A 25,426-nucleotide genomic window follows, 5' to 3' on the forward strand; every position below is an offset into this window, starting at 1 on the left:
CGCACGGTGACGGCCTCGCGCCCGGGCCCTCGGACCGCCGGATCAGGCCGTGGGGAATTCGACCCGGACCCGCAGTCCGCCCGCGCTGCCGGGGACGGCGGTGACAGTGGCGTGATGGGCTCGGGCGATGGAGGCGACGATGGACAGGCCCAGGCCCGCGCCCTCACGCGGGCTGTGCCGACGCTCCTGGAGGCGGCGGAAGGGCTCGAAGAGATAGGGGACGGTCTCCGGCGGTACCTGGGGGCCGGTGTTGCCGACCTCCAGGACACCGTCGTGCACGCCGACCTCGACCCGGCCGCCGTCGTGGTTGTAGCGCAGGGCGTTGCCGACCAGGTTGCGTACCAGGTGTGCCAGCAGCACCGGATCACCCTCGACGGACACGGGGGCGGTGTCGGTCCGGACGGTGACGCGGTTCTCGCGGGCTTCCTCCGAGGCGGTGCACTCGGCGGCCACCGAGCGGGCCAGCCGGTCCAGTGCGACCGGTTCGCGACGGTCCAGCCCCTGGTCGGAGACGGACAGCAACAGCAGGCCCTCGATGAGCCGTTCGCTGCTCTCGGAGACCTCGATCAGTTTGCGGCGGACCCGGGCGACGGCGGCCGGATCCTCGGTGGCCAGCCCGATTTCGGCCGCGGCCCGCTGCACCGCGAGCGGAGTCCGCAGTTCGTGTGCGGCGTTGGCGGCGAACCGCTGCTGCGCGCCCACCAGTTGTTCCATGCGGTCGAGCATGGCGTCGAAGGTGTCGGCGAGCTGTTTGAGCTCGCCCGGGGGTGCGTCGAGGGCGATCCGCTCGTGCAGGTTCTCACCCGAGAGTCGCCGTGCCGTGTTGGTGATCACCGTCACCGGGCGCAGCACCCGTCCCGACATCCACCAGGCCAGCGCCACCGAGATGACGGCGAAGGCGGCCAGCGCGATCAGGGAGACGGTCAGCAGCTGGTTCTGGGCGGCCTGCTCGGCGGCCTGGGTGACGACCTTGACGGCCTGGAAGTGGGACTGTCCGCCGTCGGCGGGGGCGGTTCCGGGTGAACTGGTTGCGGGCGAAGCGGTTCCGACCGTGACGGTTTTTGCCGCAGTGGGGTCCGGGGTCGCCAGTGTGGCCAGTCGCGGTTCGACGGCGACGGCCGTGCTGATCGAGGTGTACAGATTCTCCCGGACCAGGAAGTTGACCAGGCAGATGAGCATGGCCCCAGCGAGGACGAGCAGCCCGCCGTAGAGCATGGTCAGCCGGCCCCGCTCCCCGCCCGGCAGTCGCAGGTGTGGCCAGCCGGGCAGCGGAAGACGGTTCAGGCCGGCCGGAGCGAAGCTCCTCATGCCGGGACGCCGATGCGGTAGCCGTGGCCGGGCACGGTGTCGATGACCGAGGGCTCGCCGAGCTTGGCGCGGAGCTTGCTGAGGACGACCCGAACCGCGTTGGTGCGGTATCCCATGCTCCGTTCCCACACCTGCTCGATCAGGTCCTCACCGCTGACCACGGCGCCCTCGGCCCGCATCAGCACCTCCAGCACGCCGAACTCCTTGCGGGACAGGGCGAGGTAGCGGCCCTCCCGGAAGGCCTGGCGGCGAGCCGTGTCGAGGGCGATGCCCGCGCATTCGATGACCGGCGGCAGGGCGGGGTGGGTGCGGCGGCCGAGCGCCAGTACCCGGGCCAGCAGCTCCTCGTAGGCGAACGGCTTGGTGAGGTAGTCGTCCGCGCCCAGGTCCAGGCCGTCGACGCGGTCGCGGACGGCGCCGGCGGCGGTGAGCATCAGCACCCGGGTCAGTAGCCGCTGCTCGACGACGCTCTGGCACACCTCGTCGCCGTGCACCCCGGGCAGGTCGCGGTCGAGCACGAGCACGTCGTAGTCGCTGAGGCTCAGCCGCTTCAGCGCGTCGGCGCCGTTGTACTCGACGTCGACGGCCAGGGCGTCGCGCCGCAATCCCTCGGCGATCATGTCCGCCAGGAATTCCTCGTCCTCCACGATCAGTACACGCATGACATCAGGTGTACCTGAAAGCCACCTTTCGGCGCCGTAAAGGTCTCGGCTGACAGCGGCGAAATGCGGGTGCGTGCCAGCCTCTGCGTGGTCGGCCACTCGTTATCGGACACGGAGGAATTCCATGCGGAACCACATGCGGAACCACAGGTACGGCGCGGCGGCGGCCGCGCTGGTGGCGGGGATGGCGCTGTTCACGACGGCCTGTAGCGGAGGCGTCACGGGCTCCGGTGGGGGCGGCGGCTCGGACTCGTCGGGCAAGGGCGCGGCGGCGGACCAGGCCTACGAGCACCGTAAGTGCCTGCGCGAACACGGCGCCCAGGTGAAGGAGCCCGAGCCGGGCCAGGACCCGCGGGCCATGGTCCTGGAGGGTGGCCAGGACAAGATGGAGGAAGCCCTCAAGGCCTGCGGGGGAGCCGGTGGCTCGGGTGGCGCGAAGATGTCCCAGGCAGACAAGGACAAGGCCCTTGAATTCGCCCAGTGCATGCGCGGTAACGGCGTGGATATGCCGGACCCGAAGTTCGACGGCGATTCGGCGATGTCGGGAACGGCGATGAAGATCCCGGAGGGCGCGGAGAAGGACAGGTTCGACAAGGCGAACAAGGCGTGCAGTGGTCAGAATGCGGAGTGAGCGCGGGCGGAGCCGCCGCACGTACCTGATCGTCGCGCTGGTCATCTCGGTCACGCTGGTAGGCGGGGCCACGGCCCTCTCGCAGACCGGGGGCGGCGGCAAGGGCGGCGTGGACCGCGCGGACGGGCTGCCGCCGAGCACGGACCCGGTGAAGCGACAGGATCTGAGCAGCCGGACCCAGGTGGACGGGACCCTCGGCTACGCCGAGGAGCGCCGGCTCAACGCCGGTGTGCCGGGCACCCTCACCTGGCTCCCGGAGGCCGGCGCGGTGGTGAAACGTGACGGGGTTCTCTACGAGGTCGACGGCCGGAAGGTCCGGCTCATGGACGGCGAGCGCCCCATGTACCGGACGCTGAAGACCGGCGACAAGGGGCCGGACGTCAGACAGCTGAAGGAGAACCTCCGCGACCTGGGTTACGGCAAGGGGCTGGCCGCGGACGAGGAGTTCACCCCCGGCACCGCGGAAGCGGTCAAGCGCTGGCAGAAGGCCCACGGCCTGGCCCTGACCGGCGAGATCGGCCCCGAGCAGATCGCCTTCTCCCCCGGTCCGGTGCGGATCAAGAAGAACGATGCGGCCGTCGGCGACCAGGCCGCTCCCGGCAAGCCGGTCCTCACCACCACCGGCTCCGAACGGCAGGTGCAGATCAAGATCGACGTCTCCCGGGCCGACCTCGCCAAGCCCGGCACCCGGGTCGAGGTCGACCTGCCCGGCGGCGGCAGGGCCAAGGGCAAGGTCGCCTCCGTCGACCGCACCATCGGCGAGGACGGCACGGAGCAGGGCTCCCCGGACAAGCCCGCCAAGATCACCGCCCGGGTGGTCTTCGATGACCCGGGGCAGGCGGAGGGCTTCGACCAGGCGCCGGTCACCGTCGAGCTCGAAGGCGAGGTCCACAAGGACGTGCTGACCGTACCGGTTAACGCACTGCTCGCGCTGTCCGGCGGGGGCTTCGGCGTCCAGGTCGTGGAGAACGGGAAGGTGCGCGAAGTCCCGGTCAAGCTCGGCATGTTCGGACAAGGCCGGGTCGAGGTCAGCGGGACCGAGCTGACCGAGGGCATGAAGGTCGGGGTGCCCAAGTCATGAGCGCGGTGGTCGAGCTGAACCAGGTCACCAAGGAGTATCCGGGCGGGGTCACGGCGCTGCACGGGGTGGACCTGCGCATCGGGCGCGGCGAACTGCTCGCCATCGTCGGCCCTTCGGGGTCGGGCAAGTCCACCCTGCTGCACATCGTCGGCACCCTGGACCGGCCCAGCGCCGGATCCGTCACCCTGGCGGGCCACGACGTCGCCGCCCTCTCCGACCGCCGGCTGTCCGCCCTGCGCGCCCGGCACATCGGCTTCGTCTTCCAGTCCTTCCATCTGGTGGCCGGGGTCAGCGCCCAGGACAACGTCGCCGAGGGCCTGCTCTACTCGGGCCTGCCGCGCGCCCAGCGCCGCAGGCGCGCGGCCCTGGCCCTGGAGCGGGTCGGGCTCGCGGACCGTATGCACCACCGTCCGCACGAGCTGTCGGGCGGCCAGCGGCAGCGGGTGGCCATCGCCCGGGCCGTGGTCGGCGAGCCGGACCTGCTGCTGGCCGACGAGCCGACCGGCGCGCTGGACTCCGCCTCGAGCGGGGCGGTGATGGAGCTGCTGCACGACCTCAACGCCGAGGGGGCCACCATCGCGGTGATCACCCACGACGGCGAGATCGCCGACAGCCTGCCACGCCAGGTCCGCATCCGCGACGGCCGCGTCGTGGCGGATCTGCGCACCGGCGCAGCCGACCCGGCCGATCGGGGTGGGGAGCGATGAGCGGCACACGGCTCTCCCCGGCCCGGCTCGGCCCCCGCGACGTCCTCCACGTCGGCTCGGCCGGCCTGCGCACCCGGCCGCTGCGGGTGGTGCTGTCCGCGCTGGGCATCGCCATCGGCATCGCCACCATGATCGCGGTGGTCGGCATCTCCTCCTCGAGTAAAGCCCAACTTCTGCGGCAGCTCGACCAGTTGGGCACCAACCTCCTGGTTGCCTCCCCCGGCCAGGGGCTGTTCGGCGAGAAGGTGAAGCTGCCCAAGGAGTCGATCGGCATGCTGAGCCGCATCCCCGGGGTCGAGCAGGTCGGCGCGACCGGCGACCTGGCACAGTCCGTCAGACGCAGCGAGAAGATCCCCAAGGACGAAACCGGCGGCATCACCGTGAAGGCCGCCACCGAAGGGCTGCTGGACGTCGTGCGCGGCGCGGTCGGCTCGGGCATCTGGCTCAACGAGGCCAACGGGCGCTACCCGTCGACGGTGCTCGGACACGTCGCCGCCCAGCGCCTGGGCATCACCGCCCCCGGCCAGCAGGTCCACATCGGCGGCCGGTACTTCACCGTCATCGGCATCCTCGACCCGCTGCCGCTGGCTCCCGAGATCGAGCGGGCCGCCCTGGTCGGCTGGGACGGCGCCGGCACACTGCTGGGCTTCGACGGCCACCCGACCCAGATCTACGAACGATCGACGGACCGGACGGTCAGCGCGGTCCGCGAGCTGATCCCACGCACCGTCGATCCGCAGAACCCGCGCAACGTGCAGGTCACCGACCCCTCCTCGGCACTCCAGGCCAAGGCCGCCACCGAGGGTGCGTTCACCGACCTCCTGCTCGGGCTGGGCGGGGTGGCACTCCTGGTCGGCGGCGTCGGGGTCGCCAACACGATGATCATTTCAGTGTTGGAGCGGCGCCACGAGATCGGACTGCGCCGATCCCTGGGCGCCACCAGGGGCCAGATCCGTCTCCAGTTCGTCACCGAGTCCCTCCTGCTCTCCGGACTCGGCGGGCTGGCCGGCGTGGCCCTGGGTGCGGTCGCCACCTACGCCTTCGCCGCCTCGGGAGGCCTGCCCTGGGTGGTCCCCTTGTGGGCCGTCACCGGCGGCTTCGCCGCCACCTTGCTCATCGGTACGGTGGCAGGCCTCTACCCGGCCGTCCGGGCCGCCCGCCTCTCCCCGACCCTCGCCCTCCACACCGGCTAGCAGACATCACCGGGTGGGGCACTCCTCCGAGTGCCCCACCCGCCGGCCCGCAGCCGGCGCGAAAACTCCCGTACCCGGCAGGCTACTTGTCCCTCCGGGGCGGAAAGGCGGCGCACCGTCGGCAGCGGCTACCGCATCGATGCCGAGGATCTGACCTGGCTCCCGGAGAGCTGAGCCGCGAGGCCTCCCGGACGGGCGACCGCCCGGTGGCCGGGCGTCGCGGCCGGCAGGTCGGCCTGTTGTCGTGCATGGACGAGTTTCGGCCCCGCGCTGGCGGAGAAGCACCTTGTCCGCCGGTTACGTCAAGTGAAAGCGTGGACACGTTTCGTGTCGATCGTGCCCGTCCGCTTCCGGCGGGCACCCGCCTACGAGGTGGCAGGTTTGACGGAGATTCAGCACCTGGTGAAGGTCTACAGCGACCGCGCCTACGTGCACACCACGACCGTGCGGCACCAGGGCAGCACGGTGGCGTTCGCGATGGACGACCAGCGGCGCATCTCTCCCAGGGCGAGAACACCGCCCGCACCACCAAGGTCTCCCTCACCGGTCACTGGGAGGACCCGGGCCGCCTCCTCAACCCCGCCACCGGCCGCCGCTACGTCCCGGCCAACACCGGCTTCGCCGTCGTGTAGTCCCAGACCGCCGACGTCTTCGCCCTGCGCCTGGCCCACAGCGGAGCCCTGGTCGCCTACCGCATCCAGCCCAACCCCGACATCCCCAAGGACTGGAACGTCATCCCGTTCCCGATCAACCCCCGCTACACCAAGCAGGGCACCCTCGACGGCACCGTCGGCTTCGACGAGCGCGGCAAGGTCGCCGACCCCGACTACCAGGGCACCCGCGAGCGCGGCGAGTACAGCTACTTCAAGCCCCGTGAGGCGTACGCGCTCAAGCGCCGCATCCAGCGCGACCAGCAGCGCCTGCACAGCTACTACGACAGCGTCTCCACCGAGACCCACGCTCCCGACCCGACCGCCCAACGCGCCGGGCGGGTGCTCGGCGGCGCGATCGGCACCGACGCCGCACCCACGCAGAAACGGGAGACCACCGACAGCGCCACCGGCCAGGGCTTCTCCCGCCGGGACCTGGTCAACACCTACGTGTGGACCGCCGCCGGAGGCTTCTTCGCCGAGACCACCGAGACCACCGACGTGGTCAGCGAGACCACGTCGGGCTCCTACTCGCTCTCCGGCTCGGTCGGCACCTCGGTCGGTACCTCGTTCCAGCTCGCCGGCATCGGCATCAGCGCCCAGCTGGACGCCTCCGTCGGCGGCGGGATGACCGCCACCCGCGCCCGCGGCAAGGAGGCCACCCGCTCCTTCGGACTGAACGTGGAGGTCAACCCCGCCCGCAACCTCCAGCGCTACGACCAGGACCGCAAGCCCGTCTTCGACCAGGACGGCCAACCCGTCAAGGTGCCCGGCAAGGTCGACGCCTACCGCTTCCTCAGCTTCTACCTCGGCGAGGACAGCGAGCACTTCGACAGCTTCTTCCACAAGGTCGTCGACCCCACCTGGCTCGCCAACGGCAACGACCCCAACGCGGCGGCGCTGCGCCAGGCCCGCCAGTCCGACCGCAAGCCCCCGTGCTGGCGGGTGCTGCACCGCGTCACCTTCGTCAGCCGCGTCCTGCCCGCCGTCCCGCCGGCCGGCGCCCCGCCGCTGGAGAAGGCCATGCGGCAGGTCGACGTGGAGAGCAACTACGAGCTCATCCGACGCCTCGACCCGTACGTGAAGGGCGCCACCACCAGCCTGCCCGAACTCGCCGAGGCCACCCGCTCCGCCCTCGCCGCCCAACTGCCCGACCTGCTGCCGCACGCAGCCGACGTGACCGGCTTCCTCGCCCAGTACTACGGCGTGGACGCCTGACCGCCGGGTGGGGCGGCGTTCGGGGCACGTCCCCGCACGCCGCCCCACCGGCAGACCTTGGCCGATCCGCGGCCTCTGGCGGCCACCCCGAACATCGGCGTGGGACGGCCCGGTTCTGCTTCGCGCCGGCTTCGCCGCCTGACCGGGCCGGCCCGCGTCTCACCCGCCGGATGCCCGCAGGCCGGCGCGGTACTCCCGAGGTGACATGCCGACCTCCCGGCTGAACGTACGACTGAAGTGGAACTGGCTGGCGAACCCCGATGCCGTGGCGATCCGGCCGATGCTCAGGTCAGTGGCGGCGAGGAGCTGGGCGGCCTGGCGCATCCTCGCCTCACGTACGGCCTGCATGGGCGTCAGACGGACCTCCAGGGTGAAGAGGTGCGCCAGTCTGGACGGTGACAGGGCGACGGCCCGGGCCAGCGATGCGACGCTGTGCGGAGCACCGGGCTCGGCCGCGATCAGGGCCTGGACCTGCCGGACCCGAGGGTCGCCCAGGACGGGCCGGCGCGCGGCGACCGTCGCCAGCAGCAGCACTTCCTCGACCGCGTTCAGCACGAGCTCACGTGCCTCGGGGGATTCCGCGACCACGGGTCGGACGGGGCGCGACGGCGAGGCCGGCAGGGCGTGCCCACTCCACCGCGCATCGCCGCACGCGCGCAGCAGCGCCTGTTCCATCCGCTCGGAGCCGGCACCGGGGACCACATGGCAGCCCGCCCCGAGGGCGTACGGTGCCAGTCGGCGCAGCCAGGCCGGCCTGGGCTGGAAGTGCACCCACCAGAACCGCCAGCGGTTCTCCCCAGGCGCCGTCCGGTAGTACTGGGCCTGCTCCGGCCCCAGCACCACCAGATGCCCCGGCTCCGCCCTGGCCACCACGCCGGCCTGCTCCACCAGCCCGGCGCCGTCCCGGGTCCACATCAGCAGCCAGCTCGGCGACCCCTGCGAGCGGCGCACCGCGTAGCCGGATGACTGGTCGAAGTGACCCAGGATCACCAACTCGGCAGCAGGAACGGACATGTCATCGGCCGTCATGGCCATACCTGGGCACGGTCGCGCCTCCTATCGTGAGGGCATGAGAGTCGCCGACTTCCACGAGCACGGATACGTCGTTCTACCAGGACTGTTCTCCCCCGGCGAGGTGGCGGAGCTGCGGGAGGAGTTCATGCGGTTGCACGCCGCAGGCCCGATCCCGGGGCACTTCACCCCGTCGCCGCAGGAGCCCGGGCAGCCGTACGACGTCCTGCGCGAGTTCCCGCGGATCATGCACCCCCACCGGGTGAGCCCCCTCGCCCTGCGCCATCTGCTGGACCACCGCGTCGCCGCCGTCCTGCGTGAGCTGCTCGGTGAGGAGCCGCTGGCAGCCCAGAGCATGTTCTACTTCAAGCCGCCGGGGGCCCGGGGCCAGGCGTTGCACCAGGACAACTTCTACCTCCGCGTCGAGCCCGGCACCTGTGTCGCCGCCTGGCTGGCGGTCGACCGGGCCGACCGGGCCAACGGCGGACTGGAAGTCGTACCCGGGACACACCGCATGGACCTGTTCTGCCCCGAGGACGCCGACGGCACCGCCTCCTTCACCCGCGAATACGTGCCGCCACCGCCGGGCCTGTCGCGCCACCCGGTCGACCTGGACCCCGGGGACGTGCTGTTCTTCAACGGCAGCCTGGTGCACGGCTCGCAGCCCAACACCACAGCCGACCGGTTCAGGCGTAGCTTCATCTGCCACTACACCGGACGCTCGACCGAGCGCATCTCGGCGTGGTACCAGACCCTGACGATGGCCGGGGAGCCGGTCGAACTGCCCGCATCGACGGCCGGCGGCCCCTGCGGCACCGAGGACTCGGGCCCGCACTGACGCCGGGCTGCCCTCACCCTTGGCACTTCCCACCGGGGAGACGTCAGGGCGGTCACGGTCAGGGCGGCCACGTCCGGGCCTGAGGCCCCTTGCTGCGGCCACGTTCCATGTCCGACCGGGTCCGGGCACTGACGCCCGAGACCTCGGTCAGCTGCTCCAACGTCAGCCGTGCCGCGCGGCGGTGACCACGCAGCACCTCCCCGGAACCCGGTCGGTCCGTCTCACCCGTGGAGCCGCTCCTGATCAGCGGCGATGACGGGGACCGTCCAGGACGGGTGGGTGTTGACCTGGGGCACGGTGGCCCCGGCCAGCCGCTTGTAGCGGGTCGCGATCTCCTCGGCCTGCCCGAGGGGCAACTCCCCGTCGTGCTCCTCGGCCCGCGCGATGGTCTCTTCCGGTCCCAGGTCCCGGTTGGCCAGCACGATCGCGTTGACGGCCGGCCGGCGCATCCGGTCGTAGCGGCGGAGCGCGGCCTCGGCGTCGTCGTCCCGGGCCAGGCACCAGGCCAGCACACGGCTGTCGACGATGGACTGCGATCCTCCGTTCATGCCCATGGGGAACATCGGGTGCGCGGCGTCACCGAGGAGGGTGACCCGTCCGAAGCTCCAGCGCGGCAGGGGATCACGGTCGAGCATCGGGTACTCGAAGATCGCCGAGGAGCGTTCGGCGATCGCCGTCAGGTCGATCCACGGCAGGTTCCACGACGACAGCCCGGCGCGGGCCTCCGCCGCGGTGACGCGACGGCCGGGGCCACCGGGAGGCGGGGCGGACGGGCCGTGCCGCACCTCCAGCACCCAGTTCACCAGAGCGTCGGCGGCCGGGGTCGCGGGGTCCTCGATCGGGTAGGCGACGAACTTCGCGCCGGGGGTGCCCCCGGCCACCACGATCGAACGGCCGTCGAGGATGTGCGGGTGCCGGGCGACCCCGCGCCACATGTGGACGCCGTTCCCGTTCGGGAGGCTCTCGTCCGGGTACAACCGGCTGCGGACCACGGAGTCGATGCCGTCGGCGCCGACCAGCACGTCGGCGTCGTCGACCACGGGCAGACCGCTCGACCGGTCCAGGAAGTGGGCGCGGACGCCGCCCGCGCTCTGCTCGAACCTCTGGAACAGCAGGCCGGTACGGACCGAGTCCGGCCCCAGCCGCTCGCGTACCGCCGCGAGGAGCAGCATCTGCAGACGGCCGCGGTGCACGGAGTACTGCGGCCAGCGGTACCCGGCCGGGCGTCCCAGCGGCTCCTCCCAGACCGTCTCGCCCGTCCGGTCGCGGTAGCTCAGCCGGTGTGGGGGCAGCGCGACGGAGGCCAGCTCGCCGTCCAGGCCGAGTTCGTCGAGTTCCCGGACGGCGTGCGGCAACAGGTTGATCCCGACGCCGACCGCCTCGACCTTCCGCGCCGCTTCGTACACCCGTGGCGCGAAGCCGGCGGCGTGCAGGCTCAGGGCGCAGGTCAGTCCGGCGATGCCGCCGCCGACGACGGTCACTCTCATCATGGACCTCCATGGATGCCCCCGGCTCCAGCCGGGGGAGGAAGTCAACTGTCTGTCCTCGCTCTTCGCCGGGGCCGCGGGTCTGGCCGACACCCGGCCACCAGCCTCGGGGACGTGGCCGCGCGCGTCCAATACCCAGGGGTGATGGCAGTCGTCACGATCACTGATCGCACCGGGGATCGCCGGACCGGCCCCGGATCGGTCGTCGTACCGGCCCCGGAGCAGTCGGAGCTGTCACAACCAGGCCTCTCAGCTGCGGAGTTGATAGTTTGTCGGTCATGGAGCTCCGTACGCTTGAGTATTTCGTCGCGGTGGCGGAGGAGCGGTCGTTCACCAAGGCGGCGGCCCGCTGTCATGTCGTGCAGCCGGCGATCAGCCAGCAGATCCAGGCCCTGGAGAAGGAGTTGGGAGAGGCCCTGTTCGAACGCCTGCCCCGGCAGGTGGTTCTCACCTCCGGGGGCGCCGCCCTGCTGCCGCACGCCCGCGCCTGTCTGGCGGCGGCCGCGTCGGCCGTCCTGGAGTTCGCCGACCGGTCCGGTCTGTTCAGCGGAGCGTTCGCGCTGGGGACCGTCGGCGGGCTGGAAGGCACCAGCATCCCCCGGCTGCTGGGGGAGTACCACCGCCGGTACCCCCGGGTCGCGGTGAGTCTCATCGGGGCGTCGAGCCCGTCGCTGCTGGCGAAGGTCCGCGACGGGGAGATCGACGCGGCCGTGGTCGCGGGACCGCCGGACGGCGAACCCCCCGCCGTCGCCTCGCGCGTGCTCCTGGAGGACCGGATCGTCGCGGTCCTCCCCGCCGGAAGCCGGCCCGCGAACCGTCCGATGACCCTCGACGAGGCGGTCCGGAGCCCGGTCATCAGCTACGGCCCCGACAGCGGAGTGCACGCGTTCATCCGTGCGGCCTTCGCCGCGGCGGAGCTGCGGCTGGACATCGCCTACGGGACGAACGACGTCGCCCTCCAACTCGCGCTGGTCGCCGAGCGGGTCGGCATCGCCCTGACCTCCCACGCGAGTCCGGTCCTCGCCGCCGACCGGCGTTTCGTCGTCGTGCCGCTGGAGCCCGCCATCCGGTTGCGGAAGGTGTTCGTGTGGCGGGCGGGCACCCGGCCGAGCGCGCCGTTGCGGGCCTTTCTCGACCTGTGGACGGAGCTGTCCGATCGACCGGCGCGTGACGGGGCTGTATCCGGGTCCACCACCGGTGGATGACGTCCGGCGGGCCGTCGGTCGTGCCGACCGCTGCCGGAGCCGCTACGGAGGCGCCCGCGGAGGTCCTCCCCGCCGGCGGCCGTGCCGCCGCGGCGGCACGGCCTGGCCGCCCCAACGTCAGACCGGCGAGCGCAACTGCCCCGGCGAGAGCGAGGGTGGCTTTCACCTTGCGGTTCTTCTCCATGACGTTGCCTCTTTCGGCAGGTTCTGGCGGGTGGTGTCCACAGGTCGGTGAAGCCCCCCGCCCCGCCCGGAAGGCCCGGCGAAAGTCGCGTGACCCTGGCAATGGCACCGGCGACACTGACGCCATGACTGGTTCTGCACTGCCTCAACCGCTTCGACCGCGTGCCCTGAGGCCCGGAGATCTCGTTGTCATCGCCTCGCTGTCCGGCCCGCTGCCGGCCGCTTACGAGCCCAACGTCGAGCAGACGGTGGTGGTGCTCGAACGGATGGGATTCCGTGTGCGTCGGGCTCCGCTACTCGAGGTGGGGCGGCGCCATTGGTGGAGCGCGGCCACGCCGGCGGAGATCGCCGGGGAGCTCAACGGTCTTCTGCGTGATCCCGAGGTGCGCGCGATCGTCGCGAGTGACGGCGGCCAGGCGGCGCTCGGCTACCTCGACCTGATCGACGTCGAGGCGATCAGGGCCGACCCCAAGCCGATCCTCGGCTACAGCGACATCTCGCTGCTGCACCTGGTGCTCTATGCGCGCACGGGTCTGGTCGGGTTCCATGCCGACATGGCCGTCCCCGGCTTCGGCGGGCACTGGCAGGCTGCGCCCGTGGCGCGCCAATCGGAACTCGAGAAGCTCTACTCCAGGTTGCTGACCAGCACCGAGGCGATCGGTGCACTGCCTGCGAGCCCGTCGTGGGAGTGCTGGCGTCCTGGTCGTGTCGAAGGCCGGCTGATCGGCGGGGTGATCAACCGCATCGTGCTGGCGCAGGCGACGCCTTTCGCGCTGCCGCTCGAACAGTTCGACGGTGCGGTGCTGTTCTGGGAGGAGATGGGCGGCCTGGCATCGTACGTGTGGAGCTATCTGCAGGTGATGCGACACTGCGGCATCCTCGATCGGATCTCCGGCATGGTCGTGGGCGTTCCGCGCGAGATCAGTGGACTCGAGCCCGGCACCTCCCCGACCCTGCCCGAGATCGTCCTCGACGTCCTCGGCGACCGCGACATCCCGGTCCTGGGCAACGTCGACTTCGGGCATGCCGGCCCGAATCTGCCGATGCCGGTCGGCATCCGCGTCGGCCTCGACGCGCAGCAGCGGACGTTGTCGCTGCTCGAACCGGCGGTAGGGCCGCACACGATGCCGGGACCGGTCAGCTGAGCACCGCGGATCAGTGAGCCGACGGCCCGGCAGCGCCCCTGGGGCCAACTCACGCTCTGGTGATCGACGCCCTGAGCCGCTTGTTCGGCTTGCAGGAGGGGCCTTGGACACCTGGTGGCTCGTGTTGGTCTAGAAGCTCGGCTCCTGACGTCACGGATCACCAACCCTGTGAACGTCTGCGGTCCTAGGGATTCTCACGGATCCTCATCACCCTGCCCACCGGGTCGTCAGCCGACCGGCCGTGGTGCTCACCACCGGTCCGCGCGCGGGAGAACGGGCAAGGTGACCAGCACCCAGCAACTCCCCGCGGCCTCACCACCCTGATCCCGCAGTCCCGGACCACCACCCCCAGCGCGGGCATCAGTTGATGATGCGCTCGGCGCGGTAGATCTGCCCTGCTGGTCACGGGAACCCTGCGCCGGGTTCCCCGGGCCGGGGACGTCGCTGCGACGGGGGTGGGGAGATCCGCGTCTGATCATGGAGGTGGAGAAAGGATTCGAACCCATGTAAACGGCTCTGCAGGCCGTCGCCTCGCCACTCGGCCACTCCACCAGAGGTGACATCCGGAATATTACGCGAACATGAACAAGGAGAGGGTGGATGTCCCGGGATTCCGTGGAACATCGTCCAGGTGGAGCCTTTGTGTTTCTAATGAAGAATTGGGCCGGCCATGTCCGGTCGAATTTCTTCAAGTCCGGCCGGAAAACCCCATTAGCCTGGTTCGAATACTTCCGAGCGACGGGATTCCCACCGTGACCGCCGAGGACTGCCTGACCACTCCCGCCGACGCGCGGACGGACACGCCTCCGCCGAACCTATGCCAGTACAAGAGCCTGCCGCTGCGCGACTTCCCGCCGCTGGGGCTGGTGCGTCAGGCCCGCATCGCCCGGGAACAGCGCCGCGAGGACCTCGGCGCCGTCCCCGCCCCGGGCCGCCCGTCCCGGTATGCGGAGGGCGACTGGGTCCGCGTCAAGAGCGTGGACCAGGTCCGTGCCACGCTCGACGCCGACGACCGGCACCGGGGGCTGTGGTTCACCGGCAGTCAGTGGTCCTTCTGCGGCGGCGTTCACCAGGTCGAACGCGTCGTACGCCGCATGGTCGACGACCACTACCGCATCCGCCGCCTGTCGGGCACCGTCGCCCTGGCCGGCGCCACCTGCCACGGAGCCGACGGCACCCAGGGCTGCGGACTCGACTGCGCCCTCCTCTTCCGCGACGAGTGGCTCGAACCCGCCCCCGCAGCGGACCCCGCCGCCCGGCCCGCCGCCCTCTGGGCGACCGTCCGTACCCTGCCGGAGATCCAGGCCACCCTCGACCGCGCCGGACGACTCCACGGCGTCCCCTTCCAACCCGGCATGGAACACCACGCCGGCCACCGGCACGGCGCCACCGAACTGCGTCACCGCTCACTCGCCTGGTGGCAGCGCCCCACCGGAGGCCGCTGGTTCATCCTCGACGCACTGCGCTGCAACGGCGAGCCGCTGCTCGCCACCGGCTGCGACCGCCAGTGCGCCCTGCTCTGGCACGAATCCTGGCTGCGCCTCGAACCCGCGGCCGTCACGGTCGCGCAGTAGGCCGGACGGGAGGCCGCGCGGCCACGGAAGGTGGCCGCGGGAAGGTGCGAGTCAGCCCTTCCAGTGATGCAGCAGCCGCTTCGCGGAGAGCCGCAACGGCCCGTCCCGGTCGCCCACGTAGCAGCGCGGTAGTGCGTGCGGCCCGCCGCCGGAGCCCGGCGCGACCGCGCAGGCGTGGTCGTAGCCGGCCTGTGCGACGGCCTCCATCGCGGCCCGGTCGAGGGAACCGTAGGGGTAGCAGAAGCCTTCCACCGGGCCGCCGCTCGCATCCTCCAGGACGGCCCGGCTGTCCACGACCTGGGCCGCCAGCTCGCGTCCGGTCATCCCGGCGAGCCTGCGGTGGGTGAGGCCGTGCGAGCCCACCTCCAGCCCCGCCGCGGCGACCTCACGCACCTGCCGGGCCGTCAGCAGCGCCTTGCGCGGACCCTCGCGGTCCCAGTCGTTGTGGCCGCCGAGCCTGCCCGCCACCACGTACACCGTCGCGCCGAACCCGTACTCCGCCAGCGCCGGCACCACCTGCTCGGCGAAGTCCCGATATCCGTCGTCGAAGCTCAACCCCACCAGACCCTCCGCGCGGCCCGCCGAGTGGGCGCGCATCAGCGTGCCCACGGAGACCCCCCGCAGCCCTCGCGCCGCCAGCCACCGAAGCTGACGTCTGAACCGGTCGGGGCTCACCGTGATCAGATACGGGTCCTGTCTCTCCTCCGCCACCGAGTGGTACATCAGCGTCCACGGAAATGGCTTCGGCCTTTCCCCGGGCTGCTCGTCCGGACATCGCCTCGGGCTGATCAGCGACACGTCTCCACTCCCGCCATTCCGCGTCCGTCGTCCTGTCTGCTATTCACCGGAGACTGCATTCTGGCAGCGGCCATCCAAGATTCTTGACCGCCGGTATCCACTGCGGTGTTTTCACTCGAATGGCGCTCTGGATGATATTCAGGCCATCCTCACGGTTGTTCCCGGTGCCGCCCGCTTTCGCGGCCGGGTCGGCCACACCCGCTCGGGCTCGGCGCTGTCGCCGTCGGACCGGATGCCGTGCCCGCTCCGGGGGGGTGCCGGGTCAGACCTGGATCTTCTGGATGTCGGCGTGGCTGTCGGTCAGGGCTGCGCTCCAACGGGGAGAATGCGGGGGATGGTTATGGTCTGGAGCTCCCAACTTCCTTTCTTCAACTCAGATATGAGGAGTCATCATGCACCGTCGGATCGCTGCGCTCGGCATGCTGGCCGCCACCGGTGTGATTGCGCTGGCTGTTCCCGCTCAGGCGGCAACGGGGCTGTTGGTGGTGAACGGGGTTCCCCATGAGAACCCGGCGCGGGGCTGCTATGCGACCTCGTCTCCGGTCTCCGTCCAGAACCATACGAATTCGATGGTTCTGGTGCATGCGGCGGCGAACTGCCAGGGGCCCGTGACCGCGGAGGTCGAACCGGGCCGGAGCGCGAAGACGTTCGGCGCAAGCTACTTCGTCTTCTGAGCGGGTCCCGTGTCCTGAGGGCGCCCGCCGCTTCCCGCGCTCACCGTCAGCTCCGGCGATCCTGGCGACGTTCGTAGCGGCGGACGTTGGTAGTGGTCCAGGCCGCACTCGTTCTTCGCGGCCAGGAGGCATTCCGCCACCTGCCATCGGGTTGCGGCCACCCGGGCGAGGTCCTCAGCCGGGTGTCGGCCGGGCCGGGGGTGACGTACCGCCGCATGACGGCGTGGGTGTGGGCGGCTCGCCCCGGGTCTGTCGCGGTCCGGCGGATGGCCCATCGTGTTCACCCCCGGTGGGTGCGCCGCCCCGAGTCGGCCGGAGTTTCCGCCTGCGTCCCGGTGGCAGCCTTGCCTGCCCGGTGGTGGGCTGGGGCCCGTCCCCCGTCCCTAGGTCCGGTGCTCGGGGAGGGGCGAAATCCAGGAGGCAGGGAAGTGGTGTCAAGGACGGCGTTGTCCGCACTGGTGGCCGGGATCGTGACGGCGGGAGGCCTGGTGGCCGGCATGCCCGCGGCGCACGCCGGCGGCGTGCAGAAGTTCACCGCGAACGGCACGTTCACGGTCCCGGCCGGGGTCTCCAGCCCGACCGTGGAACTGCGGGGCGGCGGAGACGGCGGCGGCCCCCTCGCCCTCGCCGCTGCCCGTGGCGGAGCCGGGTCCGGCAGCTATGGCAGCGAGGACGACGGCGACGGCGGCAACGGGGGCGAGGACGACGGCGACGGCGGCAACGGGGGCGAGGACGACGGCGACGGCGGCAACGGGGGCGAGGACGGTGGCGCCGGCGGCAACGGGGGTGAGGACGGTGGCGACGGCAGCAACGGCGGTGAGGACGGCGCGCCGATCGACGGCGGTAAGGGCAACGGCGGGGGCGACAACGGGGGCAGTGGCGACAACATCAGCGAATCCGGGTTGAACGGCAGCGACGGACGGGCCACGGTGTCGAGCCGGGACGGACGGCTGGGGTGACGGGCCGCTTGCCGCGTCCCGGTGAGCGGAGGTGCGGGTCATGGGCGCGCCGCTGATTCTTGTCACGGGTGCCGCAGGCAGCGTCGGGGCGGTGGGCCGGTCGGTGGTTCAGGACCTCAGAAGCCGGGAGCTGCCGGTACGGGCCCTGGTCCGGCGTGAGGACGAACGCGCCGCGGCCCTGCGTGCCACGGGTGCCGAGGTGGTGGTCGGGGACCTGACCCGGCCCGTGGACGTCGTGCGCGCGCTGGATGGCTGCGGGCGCCTGTACTTCGGCATGGGCGTGTCGGCCCAGTACCTAGAGGCGGCCCTGGTCACGGCGGCGGCGGCGCGTGCTCACCAGGGCCTGGAGGCGTTCGTCAACATGTCCCAGATGACCGTCTCCCAGATGCGGCTGACCAGCACCGACGAATCGACGCAGCAGCGCCAGCACTGGCTCACGGAGCAGGCCCTGGACTGGTCGGGCCTGCCGGTGGTGCAGGTGCGCCCGACCGTGTTCATGGAGAATCCGCTGTTCCGGCTCGCCTTCGCCTCGGTCGCCCGGGACGGGGTCCTGAGGCTTCCGTTCGGCACCGGCCGTACCTCGCCGGTCGCCGCTCGGGACGTCGCCGCAGTGGTCGCCGAGATCCTGGCGAACCCCGCGCCGCACCTCGGCCGTGTCCACGAACTGACCGGACCGGTCTCCCAGGACCTGACGGCGATGGCGGCCGAGCTCAGCGCGGCCCTGCACCGGCCGGTCGGCTACGACGACCCGCCCTATGAACTGTGGCTGGAGCAGGACCTGAGGCCCCTGGGACTGCCGGACCACGTCTTCGATCACCTGGCGACGATGGCGCGCCTGCACGCGGAGAACCGATACGACCGCGTGACCCGGGAGGTGGAGCTGATCACCGGGCGACCGGCCTGCGGCGTTCGCGAGTTCGCCGAGAGCCATCCCGAGCTGTGCACCGAATGACGCCGCTGCTCGGCGTGGCCGGGGCAACCGCAACGCGCCGCGCCGCCGGCCAGCTGGGGGACCGGGAGGCTCCCGAGGCCGGTCACGGCGTGCCATACGGCCACCAGGGGCACGGATGACCGCTCCTGGTGCCTGCCACGGCCAAGGCATGACGGCCGTGCCCGCACCGAGCGGTTACATGAGCCGGGAAACGGCCCGGCCGCCCCGAAGGAGACGCGAGGAAGCGATGAACGAAGCCCGTGAGCACCAGGAGAGCAGCGCCTACGACGTGGTCGTGCTGGGCGCCGGTCCGGTCGGCCAGAACGTCGCCGATCGTGCCCGCGCCGCCGGCCTCACCGTGGCCGTCGTGGAGCGTGAACTGGTCGGCGGCGAATGCTCCTACTGGGCCTGCGTCCCCAGCAAGGCCCTGCTGCGGCCGGTCATCGCGGTCGCCGACGCCCGCCGCGTGGACGGCGCCCGGCAGGCCGTCACCGGCCGGCTCGACACCGACCGGGTCTTCGCCCGCCGCAACCACTACGTCAGCGACTGGGACGACACCGGACAGGCCGAATGGGTGAAGTCCATCGGCGCCGACCTCTTCCGTGGTCACGGCCGCCTCGACGGCCCCCGCCGCGTCACGGTCACCAGGGACGACGGCGCGCGCCTGACCCTCACCGCCCGGCACGCGGTCGCCATCGCCACCGGCAGCCTGCCGCTGCTGCCCGACATCCCGGGCGCACGGGAGGCCCGGCCCTGGACGAACCGGAACGGCACCGACTCCAGTACGGTCCCCGGCCGGCTCGCCATCGTCGGAGGCGGTGGAGTCGCCATCGAGATGGCCACCCTCTGGCAGGGCCTCGGCTCCCAGGTCACCCTGCTCGTCCGCCACCGCCTGGTGCCCCGCATGGAACCCTTCGCGGGCGAGCTCGTCGCAGGCAGCCTCAGCGAGGCGGGCGTGGACGTGCGGATCGGCACCCGGGTCACCGCCGTGCGCCGCCCGGACCCCACCGGGCCCGTCACCCTCACCCTCGACGACGGCAGCGACCTGCAGGCCGACGAGGTCATGTTCGCCACCGGCCGGACCCCCAGCACCGACGACATCGGCCTGGACACGGTCGGCCTCTCCCCGGGCACATGGCTGGAGGTGGACACCACGTGTCTGGTCCACGGGGTCGACGGCGCATGGCTCTACGCCGTCGGCGACGTCAACCACCGTGCCCTGCTCACCCATCAGGGCAAGTACCAGGCACGGACCGCAGGCGACGCCATCGGCGCTCGCGCCGCCGGCCTTCCCCTGGACGACGGCCCGTGGGGAGACCACGCCACCACCGCAGATCAGCACGCCGTGCCCCAGGTCTTCTTCACCGACCCCGAGGCGGCCGCCGTGGGCCTGACCGCCGAGCAGGCGACCCGGGCCGGCCACCGCATCACGACCGTCGACCTCGACTTCGACACCGCCCAGGGCGCCGACCTCTACGCCGACGACTACCGTGGCCACGCCCGGCTGGTGGTCGACCTGGACCGGGAAGTCCTGCTCGGGGCGACCTTCGTCGGCCCCGGAGTCAGCGAGCTGCTGCACTCCGCCACCGTCGCGGTCGCCGGCGAGGTCCCGCTCAAACGCCTGCGGCACGCGATCGCCTGCTTCCCGACCGTCAGCGAGATCTGGCTCTTCCTCCTCGCCGCCTACCAGCGCGACCGCGCCTGAGCGGACGGGGGAGGGGCCCGCCGCAGCGCGCGGCCGCCGAGGGGCACGCGGCCGTGTCGCGCCGCGTCCCGCTCCCTCCGAGCTGTCGTCCAGGCGACCGATAGCAGCCGCGTCATCCGGCGCGCAGGCTGGGGACATGGACACCATCACGCTTGGGAACGTGGAGATCACCCGCGTGGTCGAGCTGGCCGCCCGAGGCCGCGCCCGCGACTACGTCTTCCCCGACGTGCCCGTCGAGCACTGGCGGGCGCACGAGAGCTGGCTCGCCCCCACCTTCCTGGACCCGGTCACCGACGAGGTCCGCGTCATGATCCAGACCTGGGTGATCAGCAGCGAGGGCCGGACGATCCTGATCGACACCGGCATCGGCAACGACCGGGAACGCCCGGCCATGCCGGCCTTCCACCATCTGAGCACCCACTACCTCGAAGAGCTGGCCGCGGCAGGCGTCCGCCCGCAGGACGTGGACACGGTGATCTGCACCCATGTCCACGGCGACCACGTCGGCTGGAACACCCGCCTGACGGACGACGGAGCGTGGCGACCGACCTTCCCCAACGCCCGGTACGTCATCCCGCGCGCCGACTTCGACTACTGGAACCCGGCCAACGGACACCGGACCCGCTCCGGGCCCCGGATGGCCAACGTCTTCGAGGACAGCGTCGCCCCCGTGCACCAGGCCGGACAGACCGTGCTGTGGGAGGGCGACCACTACGACGTCGACTCCCGGCTCCGCATCGAGCCCGCCCCCGGCCACACCCCCGGCTCCTGCGTCGTATGGCTGCGATCGGGCACGGACCGGGCGGTGTTCGCCGGGGACCTGCTGCACAGCCCACTGCAGATCGTGGAGCCGGACGACTGCCCCAGCTTCGACGAGGACGAGCCCCGCGCCCGGAACAGCCGGCGTCGGGTGCTGGGGGAGGCCGCGGACCGGGGCGCCCTGCTGCTCCCCGCGCACCTGCCCGGACCGGGGGCAGCCGAAGTGCGGCGCGTCGGCGACCGGTTCGCGGTGAAGGAGTGGGCGGCATGGCGGTGAGGGTCTTCCGCCGCCTCCCGCGCCCGGCCGCCCCGGCGGGCTACACCGAGTACCCGGCGCTCCAGCCCACCGCGGCCTGAGAACCCGGCCCCACCACGAGAGTCCGCTGACCGACCGACCGACCGACCGACCGACCGACCAACCGACCGACCGACTGACCGACCGACTGACCGAGGAGACGTCATGCAGCTGACCGGGAACACCATCCTCATCACCGGCGGTGGCTCCGGCATCGGCCGGGGGCTGGCCGAAGCCCTGCACGGGCTCGGCAACACCGTCATCATCGCCGGCCGCCGCCGGGTCCTCCTCGACGAGGTCGCCCGGGCGCACCCGGGCATGGGCACGGTCGAGCTCGACGTCGGTGACCCCGAGAGCATCGCCAGGGCCGCGGAGCGCGTCCTGGCCGATCACCCCGACCTCGATGTCCTCATCAACAACGCCGGGATCATGCTCCGCGACGACGCCGCCGGACCGGTCGACGAGACCGTGCTGACCAGTCAACTGACGACCAACCTGCTCGGCGCCATCCGCACCACCTCAGCCTTCATCGAGCACCTCAAGGGCCGGCCCCGTGCCACGGTCGTCTACAACAGCTCCACCCTCGCCTTCACCCCGCTGGCGCAGTACGCGGCCTACTCCGCGACCAAGGCCGCGCTCCACTCCTACGCCCTGTCCCAGCGGTTCCGGCTCCGGGACACCTCGGTCCGCGTCCAGGAGATCGTGCCGCCCTGGGTCGCCACCGGCTTGGTCGGCGAGCCGGACGACGATCGCGCGATGCCGCTGGCGGACTTCGTGAGCCAGGCGGTCGAGGCCCTGGGCACCGACGTCGAAGAGGTGGTCGTCGACGCGGCCCGGATCTACCGCGACAACGCCGGGCCCGGCGAACACGCCTACGTCACCGAGCTCAACACCGCCATGGCCCGGATCCTCTAGGTCCTGGCCCTGGCCGTGCAGTCCGGTGCACGCGGCCGGCCACCGGTCGACCGGTGCCATCGGCGCGGTGGTCGAGCCGGAGCTGCGCGTGTTCGACCGGTGGGCCTTCGGGCGGTGTGCTCGGGTCTCGGCCCCGTCGATCCTCAAGGGCACGCTCCTCGGCGGGACCGATCACGGTGAGGACCGACGAGCCGTCATCGTGATGGATCCGCCGACAGGTGTTTCGGCAGGCCGGCTCCTACGGGCGGTGGGGGAACGCCCGGCGTGGTACGCCCCGGCGGTGTCGGGGCTCGGGGTAGACATAGGTATGGTCCGAGTCCTGCGCTCCTCCTGGCCGTCATGGCGTCGCTCGGGCGGTCGCGGCGAGAGGCAACGGACGCACTCTGCTCCGCAGGGTCCGTCAGCGCGCCGTCGGCGGTCGTCGGAAAGCGCGCGCAGCCTGGCCGGGCAGGTGTTCCTGCTGCAGGTGCTGGTCGTGCTGCTGCTCGTGGTGGTCGCCGTGACCGCGCTGCTGCTCAAGTCACGGAGCGACCGGCTCCAGGCGGCGCGCGACCGTTCGATCGCCGCGGCGGCGGCCTTCGCCCACGGTCCCGGCCTGGTGGCCGTGCTGCAGGGACCCGATCCGAGCGCGACGCTCCAGCCGCTGACCGAAGCCGCCCGCAAACAGGGCAAGGTCGACTTCATCGTCGTGACGAACCGGGAGGGCATCCGCTACACCAATCCCGTCCCGGAACAGATCGGGGGGAAGATCATCGGCACCATCGGACCGGCGCTGGCAGGTCACGTCGTCCTGGAGAGTGCCGGCGGCGTGCTCGGCGAGGCGGTGCAGGCGATCGTCCCGGTGACGGATGCGAACGGCACGGTCGTGGGCCTGGTAGCGGCCGGGGTGACGGTCAGCCATGTGGGCAGTGCGGTCGGCCGGCAGCTGCCGTTCGTCGGCGGGGCAGGTCTCGTCGCGCTCGGTCTGGCGACGGCGGGCGCGGCCCTGGTCAGCAGGCGGCTGCGGCGCCAGACCCACGGTCTCGGGCCCGCCGAGATGACCCAGCTGTACGAGCACCACGAGGCCGTGTTGCACGCGGTGCGCGAAGGCGTGGTCATCGTCGACGGCGCCGGCGACATCATGCTCGTCAACGACGAGGCGAGGCGGCTTCTCGACCTGCCGCCCGGCGCGGTCGGCCGCGCCGCCACGGACCTCGGTCTCGAACCCCGGATGGCCGAGCTGCTGGCCTCCGGTCGCGTCGCCACCGACGAGGTGATCCGGGTCGGGGACCGGCTGCTGGTCGTGAACAACCGGCTGACCGACCGCGCGGGCGGGCCACCCGGCAGCGTGGCCACCGTGCGGGACTCCACCGAGCTGCAGGCCCTCGCGGGACGGGCGGAGGTCGCGCGCGGCCGTCTGCGGCTGCTGTACGACGCGAGCGTTGCCGTCGGCACGACCCTCGACGTCCGGCGCACCGCCGAGGAGCTCGCGCAGGTGGCCGTTCCGCGGTTCGCCGACTACGTCACGGTCGACCTCTCCGAGCCCGTCCTGAGCGGTGACGAGCCGGCCGCGGCGGTCGGCGGCGAAGCCGTCGAGCTGCGCCGGGTCGCCCTCACCGGTATCCACGACGACCACCCTCTGTACCGGTCGGGCGAGCTGGTCGCGTTCGCCGCGTCGAGCCCGCAGGCCACGGGTTTCGTGAGCGGAACTCCGGTCCTCGTGCCCGACCTGCGGGCCGACGTCGCCTGGCGCTCCCAGGACGCCGAGCGTGTTCGGGCGGTTCTGAACCTCGGGGTCCACTCGCTCATCGCCGTTCCGCTCAGTGCCCGGGGTGTCACGATGGGGGTCGCCGACTTCTGGCGTGGGCAGGGGAGCGAGCCCTTCGAGGAGGACGACCTGTCGCTGGCGGGGGAGCTGGCAGCCCGTGCCGCCGTGTGCATCGACAACGCGCGTCGCTACACGCGTGAGCACGGCCTGGCCGTCGCCCTGCAGCGCAGCCTGCTGCCGCGAGGCGTGCCCGAGCAGAACGCCCTGGACATCGCCTACCGCTACCTGCCCGCGGAGGGCGGGGTGGGCGGCGACTGGTTCGACGTCATCCCGCTGTCCGGTACCCGCGTGGCCCTCGTGGTCGGCGACGTCGTCGGACACGGCCTGCACGCCGCCGCCACCATGGGCCGTCTCCGCACGGCCGTGCAGAACTTCTCGACCCTCGACCTGCCACCGGACGAGCTCCTCGGCCACCTCGACGAACTGGTCGCCCTGATCGATCAGGAGGCGGCCGCATCGGCGGGGGAGCCCACGGTCACGGGCGCCACCTGCCTGTACGCCGTCTACGACCCCACCGCAGGCACCTGCAGTGTCGCCCGTGCCGGGCACCCGCTGCCCGTCGTGGTCCTCCCCGACGGCACCACGGAGTTCCCGGACCTTCCCGCCGGCCCGCCGCTCGGCCTGGGCGGACTGCCCTTCGAAGCCACGGAGCTCCACCTGCCGGAAGGCAGCAGCCTGGTGCTCTACACCGACGGTCTGCTCGAGGACCGCACCCGCGACATCGGTGCCGGGTTGGACATCCTCGGCACCACACTCGCGGTCCCCGCCCGAACGCCCCAGGAGACCTGCGAAGCGGTCCTCGGTGCGCTGCTGCCCACCCGCCAGAGCGACGACATCGCACTCCTCATCGCCCGCACCCGCATCCTGGAACCCGGACGGATCAACGAATGGGAGGTGCCCGCCGACCCTTCGGCCGTGGCCGGGGCCCGGGAGGCCACCACCCGTCAGCTGATGCAGTGGGGGTTGGAGGAGGCGATGTTCACCACCGAGCTGATCCTCAGCGAGCTCATCACCAACGCCATCCGCTACGGCGGCGAACCCATCCGAGTGCGGCTGATCCACGACCGCACCCTGATCTGCGAGGTCTCCGACACCAGCAGCACCTCACCCCACCTGCGCTACGCGGCCGACGAGGACGAGGGCGGCCGCGGCCTGTTCCTCGTCGCCCAGCTCGCCGAGCGCTGGGGCACCCGCTACACCCCCACCGGCAAGATCATCTGGGCCGAACAGATCCTCCTCGGACTTTGACGTCCGCCGCCGGCCGGGGCGGCCGACGGCGGGGATCAGGTCCCGCTCGACCGGGTCCGCATACCTGGCACAGGTGTCAGGAGTCGGCACCTCCACTGATGCGCGGGTCTCCACCGCCCCGGGCACACCCTTGCCGTACCCGGGGCGGCCGACTGTGTGGCGAGCCGGGCAGGGGTGCACCTGCACGGTCCTGGGCTGGGCATTTGTTTCGGGCGCGGAGTAGGGGTACTGTCTCCCAGTCGCCTGGCAGGGAGCACCGGACACGCGTTTGCGCGGACGGTCCCGGGGTGGCCAATCCTTCGAAACACCACTTCCCGGTTCGGGCTGGGTCGCGTCTTGTCGCGTCCCGGTTCTTATTCGGCGTGCTCGTTTTATTGGGTTGCGGTCGGATTCGCTTTTCGGAGCGGGGATCGGCTAGAGTTTGAAACGTCGGACGGGGCGT

Annotated in this window: 22 protein-coding genes and 1 tRNA gene; 16 read left to right on the forward strand and 7 right to left on the reverse strand. The window is 71.8% G+C overall.

Going from position 1 to position 25,426, the window contains the following annotated elements; all coding sequences use genetic code 11:
• Positions 1 to 42: 42 nt before the first annotated feature.
• Positions 43 to 1,215 carry an ATP-binding protein gene (locus P3T27_RS25625; protein WP_280682475.1) on the reverse strand — a complete coding sequence of 391 codons (1,173 nt, stop codon included), beginning with the start codon at positions 1,213 to 1,215 and terminating at the stop codon, positions 43 to 45.
• A gap of 89 nt (positions 1,216 to 1,304) precedes the next feature.
• Positions 1,305 to 1,970, reverse strand: a complete 666-nt coding sequence (locus P3T27_RS25630) for a response regulator transcription factor (RefSeq protein ID WP_280682432.1) — start codon at positions 1,968 to 1,970, stop codon at positions 1,305 to 1,307.
• A gap of 124 nt (positions 1,971 to 2,094) precedes the next feature.
• Here P3T27_RS25630 and P3T27_RS25635 point away from each other — a divergent pair, with 124 nt between their 5' ends.
• The 4 genes from P3T27_RS25635 to P3T27_RS25650 are packed head-to-tail and all read left to right on the forward strand — an operon-like array spanning position 2,095 to position 5,582.
• On the forward strand, positions 2,095 to 2,601 hold the full coding sequence (locus P3T27_RS25635; RefSeq protein WP_280682434.1) for a hypothetical protein: 507 nt from the start codon (positions 2,095 to 2,097) through the stop codon (positions 2,599 to 2,601).
• On the forward strand, positions 2,591 to 3,682 hold the full coding sequence (locus tag P3T27_RS25640; protein ID WP_280682436.1) for a peptidoglycan-binding protein: 1,092 nt from the start codon (positions 2,591 to 2,593) through the stop codon (positions 3,680 to 3,682). Before P3T27_RS25635 ends, P3T27_RS25640 begins: the two co-directional genes overlap by 11 nt.
• Positions 3,679 to 4,389 (forward strand): ABC transporter ATP-binding protein, encoded by a 711-nt coding sequence (locus P3T27_RS25645; protein WP_280682437.1) that lies wholly within the window; start codon positions 3,679 to 3,681, stop codon positions 4,387 to 4,389. The genes P3T27_RS25640 and P3T27_RS25645 overlap by 4 nt, the downstream gene beginning before the upstream one ends.
• On the forward strand, positions 4,386 to 5,582 hold the full coding sequence (locus P3T27_RS25650) for an ABC transporter permease (RefSeq protein WP_280682438.1): 1,197 nt from the start codon (positions 4,386 to 4,388) through the stop codon (positions 5,580 to 5,582). The genes P3T27_RS25645 and P3T27_RS25650 overlap by 4 nt, the downstream gene beginning before the upstream one ends.
• A 425-nt stretch (positions 5,583 to 6,007) precedes the next feature.
• Here P3T27_RS25650 and P3T27_RS25655 read toward each other — a convergent pair whose 3' ends face one another.
• On the reverse strand, positions 6,008 to 6,508 hold the full coding sequence (locus P3T27_RS25655) for a hypothetical protein (RefSeq protein ID WP_280682440.1): 501 nt from the start codon (positions 6,506 to 6,508) through the stop codon (positions 6,008 to 6,010).
• 66 nt (positions 6,509 to 6,574) lie between these two features.
• On the opposite strand from P3T27_RS25655, the gene P3T27_RS25660 reads away from it, so the two are divergent.
• Positions 6,575 to 7,450, forward strand: coding sequence for a hypothetical protein (locus tag P3T27_RS25660; RefSeq protein ID WP_280682442.1), 876 nt, complete (start codon positions 6,575 to 6,577; stop codon positions 7,448 to 7,450).
• A gap of 159 nt (positions 7,451 to 7,609) precedes the next feature.
• Here the strand turns inward: P3T27_RS25660 and P3T27_RS25665 are convergent, their stop codons facing one another.
• Positions 7,610 to 8,479, reverse strand: a complete 870-nt coding sequence (locus tag P3T27_RS25665) for a helix-turn-helix domain-containing protein (RefSeq protein ID WP_280682444.1) — start codon at positions 8,477 to 8,479, stop codon at positions 7,610 to 7,612.
• Positions 8,480 to 8,519: 40 nt separating this feature from the next.
• Here P3T27_RS25665 and P3T27_RS25670 point away from each other — a divergent pair, with 40 nt between their 5' ends.
• Positions 8,520 to 9,299, forward strand: a complete 780-nt coding sequence (locus tag P3T27_RS25670; protein WP_280682446.1) for a phytanoyl-CoA dioxygenase family protein — start codon at positions 8,520 to 8,522, stop codon at positions 9,297 to 9,299.
• Between the two features lie 221 nt (positions 9,300 to 9,520).
• On the opposite strand, the gene P3T27_RS25675 is transcribed toward P3T27_RS25670, so the two are convergent.
• Positions 9,521 to 10,786, reverse strand: coding sequence for an FAD-dependent monooxygenase (locus P3T27_RS25675; RefSeq protein ID WP_280682477.1), 1,266 nt, complete (start codon positions 10,784 to 10,786; stop codon positions 9,521 to 9,523).
• A gap of 278 nt (positions 10,787 to 11,064) precedes the next feature.
• Between P3T27_RS25675 and P3T27_RS25680 the strand changes: the two genes are divergently transcribed.
• Positions 11,065 to 11,991 carry a LysR family transcriptional regulator gene (locus tag P3T27_RS25680; RefSeq protein ID WP_280682448.1) on the forward strand — a complete coding sequence of 309 codons (927 nt, stop codon included), beginning with the start codon at positions 11,065 to 11,067 and terminating at the stop codon, positions 11,989 to 11,991.
• A 308-nt stretch (positions 11,992 to 12,299) separates the two neighbouring features.
• Positions 12,300 to 13,319 (forward strand): LD-carboxypeptidase, encoded by a 1,020-nt coding sequence (locus tag P3T27_RS25685; RefSeq protein ID WP_280682450.1) that lies wholly within the window; start codon positions 12,300 to 12,302, stop codon positions 13,317 to 13,319.
• A gap of 478 nt (positions 13,320 to 13,797) precedes the next feature.
• Here the strand turns inward: P3T27_RS25685 and P3T27_RS25690 are convergent.
• Positions 13,798 to 13,871, reverse strand: a tRNA-Cys gene (locus P3T27_RS25690).
• Positions 13,872 to 14,071: 200 nt separating this feature from the next.
• On the opposite strand from P3T27_RS25690, the gene P3T27_RS25695 reads away from it, so the two are divergent.
• Complete coding sequence (locus P3T27_RS25695; RefSeq protein ID WP_280682452.1) at positions 14,072 to 14,893, forward strand: hypothetical protein; 822 nt, start codon at positions 14,072 to 14,074, stop codon at positions 14,891 to 14,893.
• A gap of 51 nt (positions 14,894 to 14,944) precedes the next feature.
• Here P3T27_RS25695 and P3T27_RS25700 read toward each other — a convergent pair whose 3' ends face one another.
• Positions 14,945 to 15,502 carry a polysaccharide deacetylase family protein gene (locus P3T27_RS25700; protein ID WP_280682454.1) on the reverse strand — a complete coding sequence of 186 codons (558 nt, stop codon included), beginning with the start codon at positions 15,500 to 15,502 and terminating at the stop codon, positions 14,945 to 14,947.
• 581 nt (positions 15,503 to 16,083) lie between these two features.
• On the opposite strand from P3T27_RS25700, the gene P3T27_RS25705 reads away from it, so the two are divergent.
• The 7 genes from P3T27_RS25705 to P3T27_RS25735 all read left to right on the forward strand — a co-directional run bounded on the left by P3T27_RS25705 (position 16,084) and on the right by P3T27_RS25735 (position 24,984).
• Positions 16,084 to 16,365 (forward strand): hypothetical protein, encoded by a 282-nt coding sequence (locus tag P3T27_RS25705; RefSeq protein ID WP_280682456.1) that lies wholly within the window; start codon positions 16,084 to 16,086, stop codon positions 16,363 to 16,365.
• Positions 16,366 to 16,811: 446 nt separating this feature from the next.
• Positions 16,812 to 17,324, forward strand: coding sequence for a hypothetical protein (locus P3T27_RS25710; RefSeq protein WP_280682458.1), 513 nt, complete (start codon positions 16,812 to 16,814; stop codon positions 17,322 to 17,324).
• A 40-nt stretch (positions 17,325 to 17,364) separates the two neighbouring features.
• A complete protein-coding gene (locus P3T27_RS25715; RefSeq protein ID WP_280682460.1) occupies positions 17,365 to 18,276 on the forward strand; it encodes an NAD(P)H-binding protein in 912 nt (303 codons plus the stop codon).
• 226 nt (positions 18,277 to 18,502) lie between these two features.
• Positions 18,503 to 19,960 carry an NAD(P)/FAD-dependent oxidoreductase gene (locus tag P3T27_RS25720; RefSeq protein ID WP_280682462.1) on the forward strand — a complete coding sequence of 486 codons (1,458 nt, stop codon included), beginning with the start codon at positions 18,503 to 18,505 and terminating at the stop codon, positions 19,958 to 19,960.
• Between the two features lie 136 nt (positions 19,961 to 20,096).
• A complete protein-coding gene (locus P3T27_RS25725) occupies positions 20,097 to 20,996 on the forward strand; it encodes an MBL fold metallo-hydrolase (RefSeq protein ID WP_280682463.1) in 900 nt (299 codons plus the stop codon).
• Positions 20,997 to 21,179: 183 nt separating this feature from the next.
• On the forward strand, positions 21,180 to 21,929 hold the full coding sequence (locus P3T27_RS25730) for an SDR family NAD(P)-dependent oxidoreductase (RefSeq protein WP_280682465.1): 750 nt from the start codon (positions 21,180 to 21,182) through the stop codon (positions 21,927 to 21,929).
• Positions 21,930 to 22,368: 439 nt separating this feature from the next.
• A complete protein-coding gene (locus P3T27_RS25735) occupies positions 22,369 to 24,984 on the forward strand; it encodes a SpoIIE family protein phosphatase/ATP-binding protein (RefSeq protein ID WP_280682479.1) in 2,616 nt (871 codons plus the stop codon).
• Positions 24,985 to 25,426: the final 442 nt, after the last annotated feature.

Source organism: Kitasatospora sp. MAA19 (assembly GCF_029894125.1).
In the GTDB taxonomy this organism is placed as follows: Bacteria; Actinomycetota; Actinomycetes; order Streptomycetales; family Streptomycetaceae; genus Kitasatospora.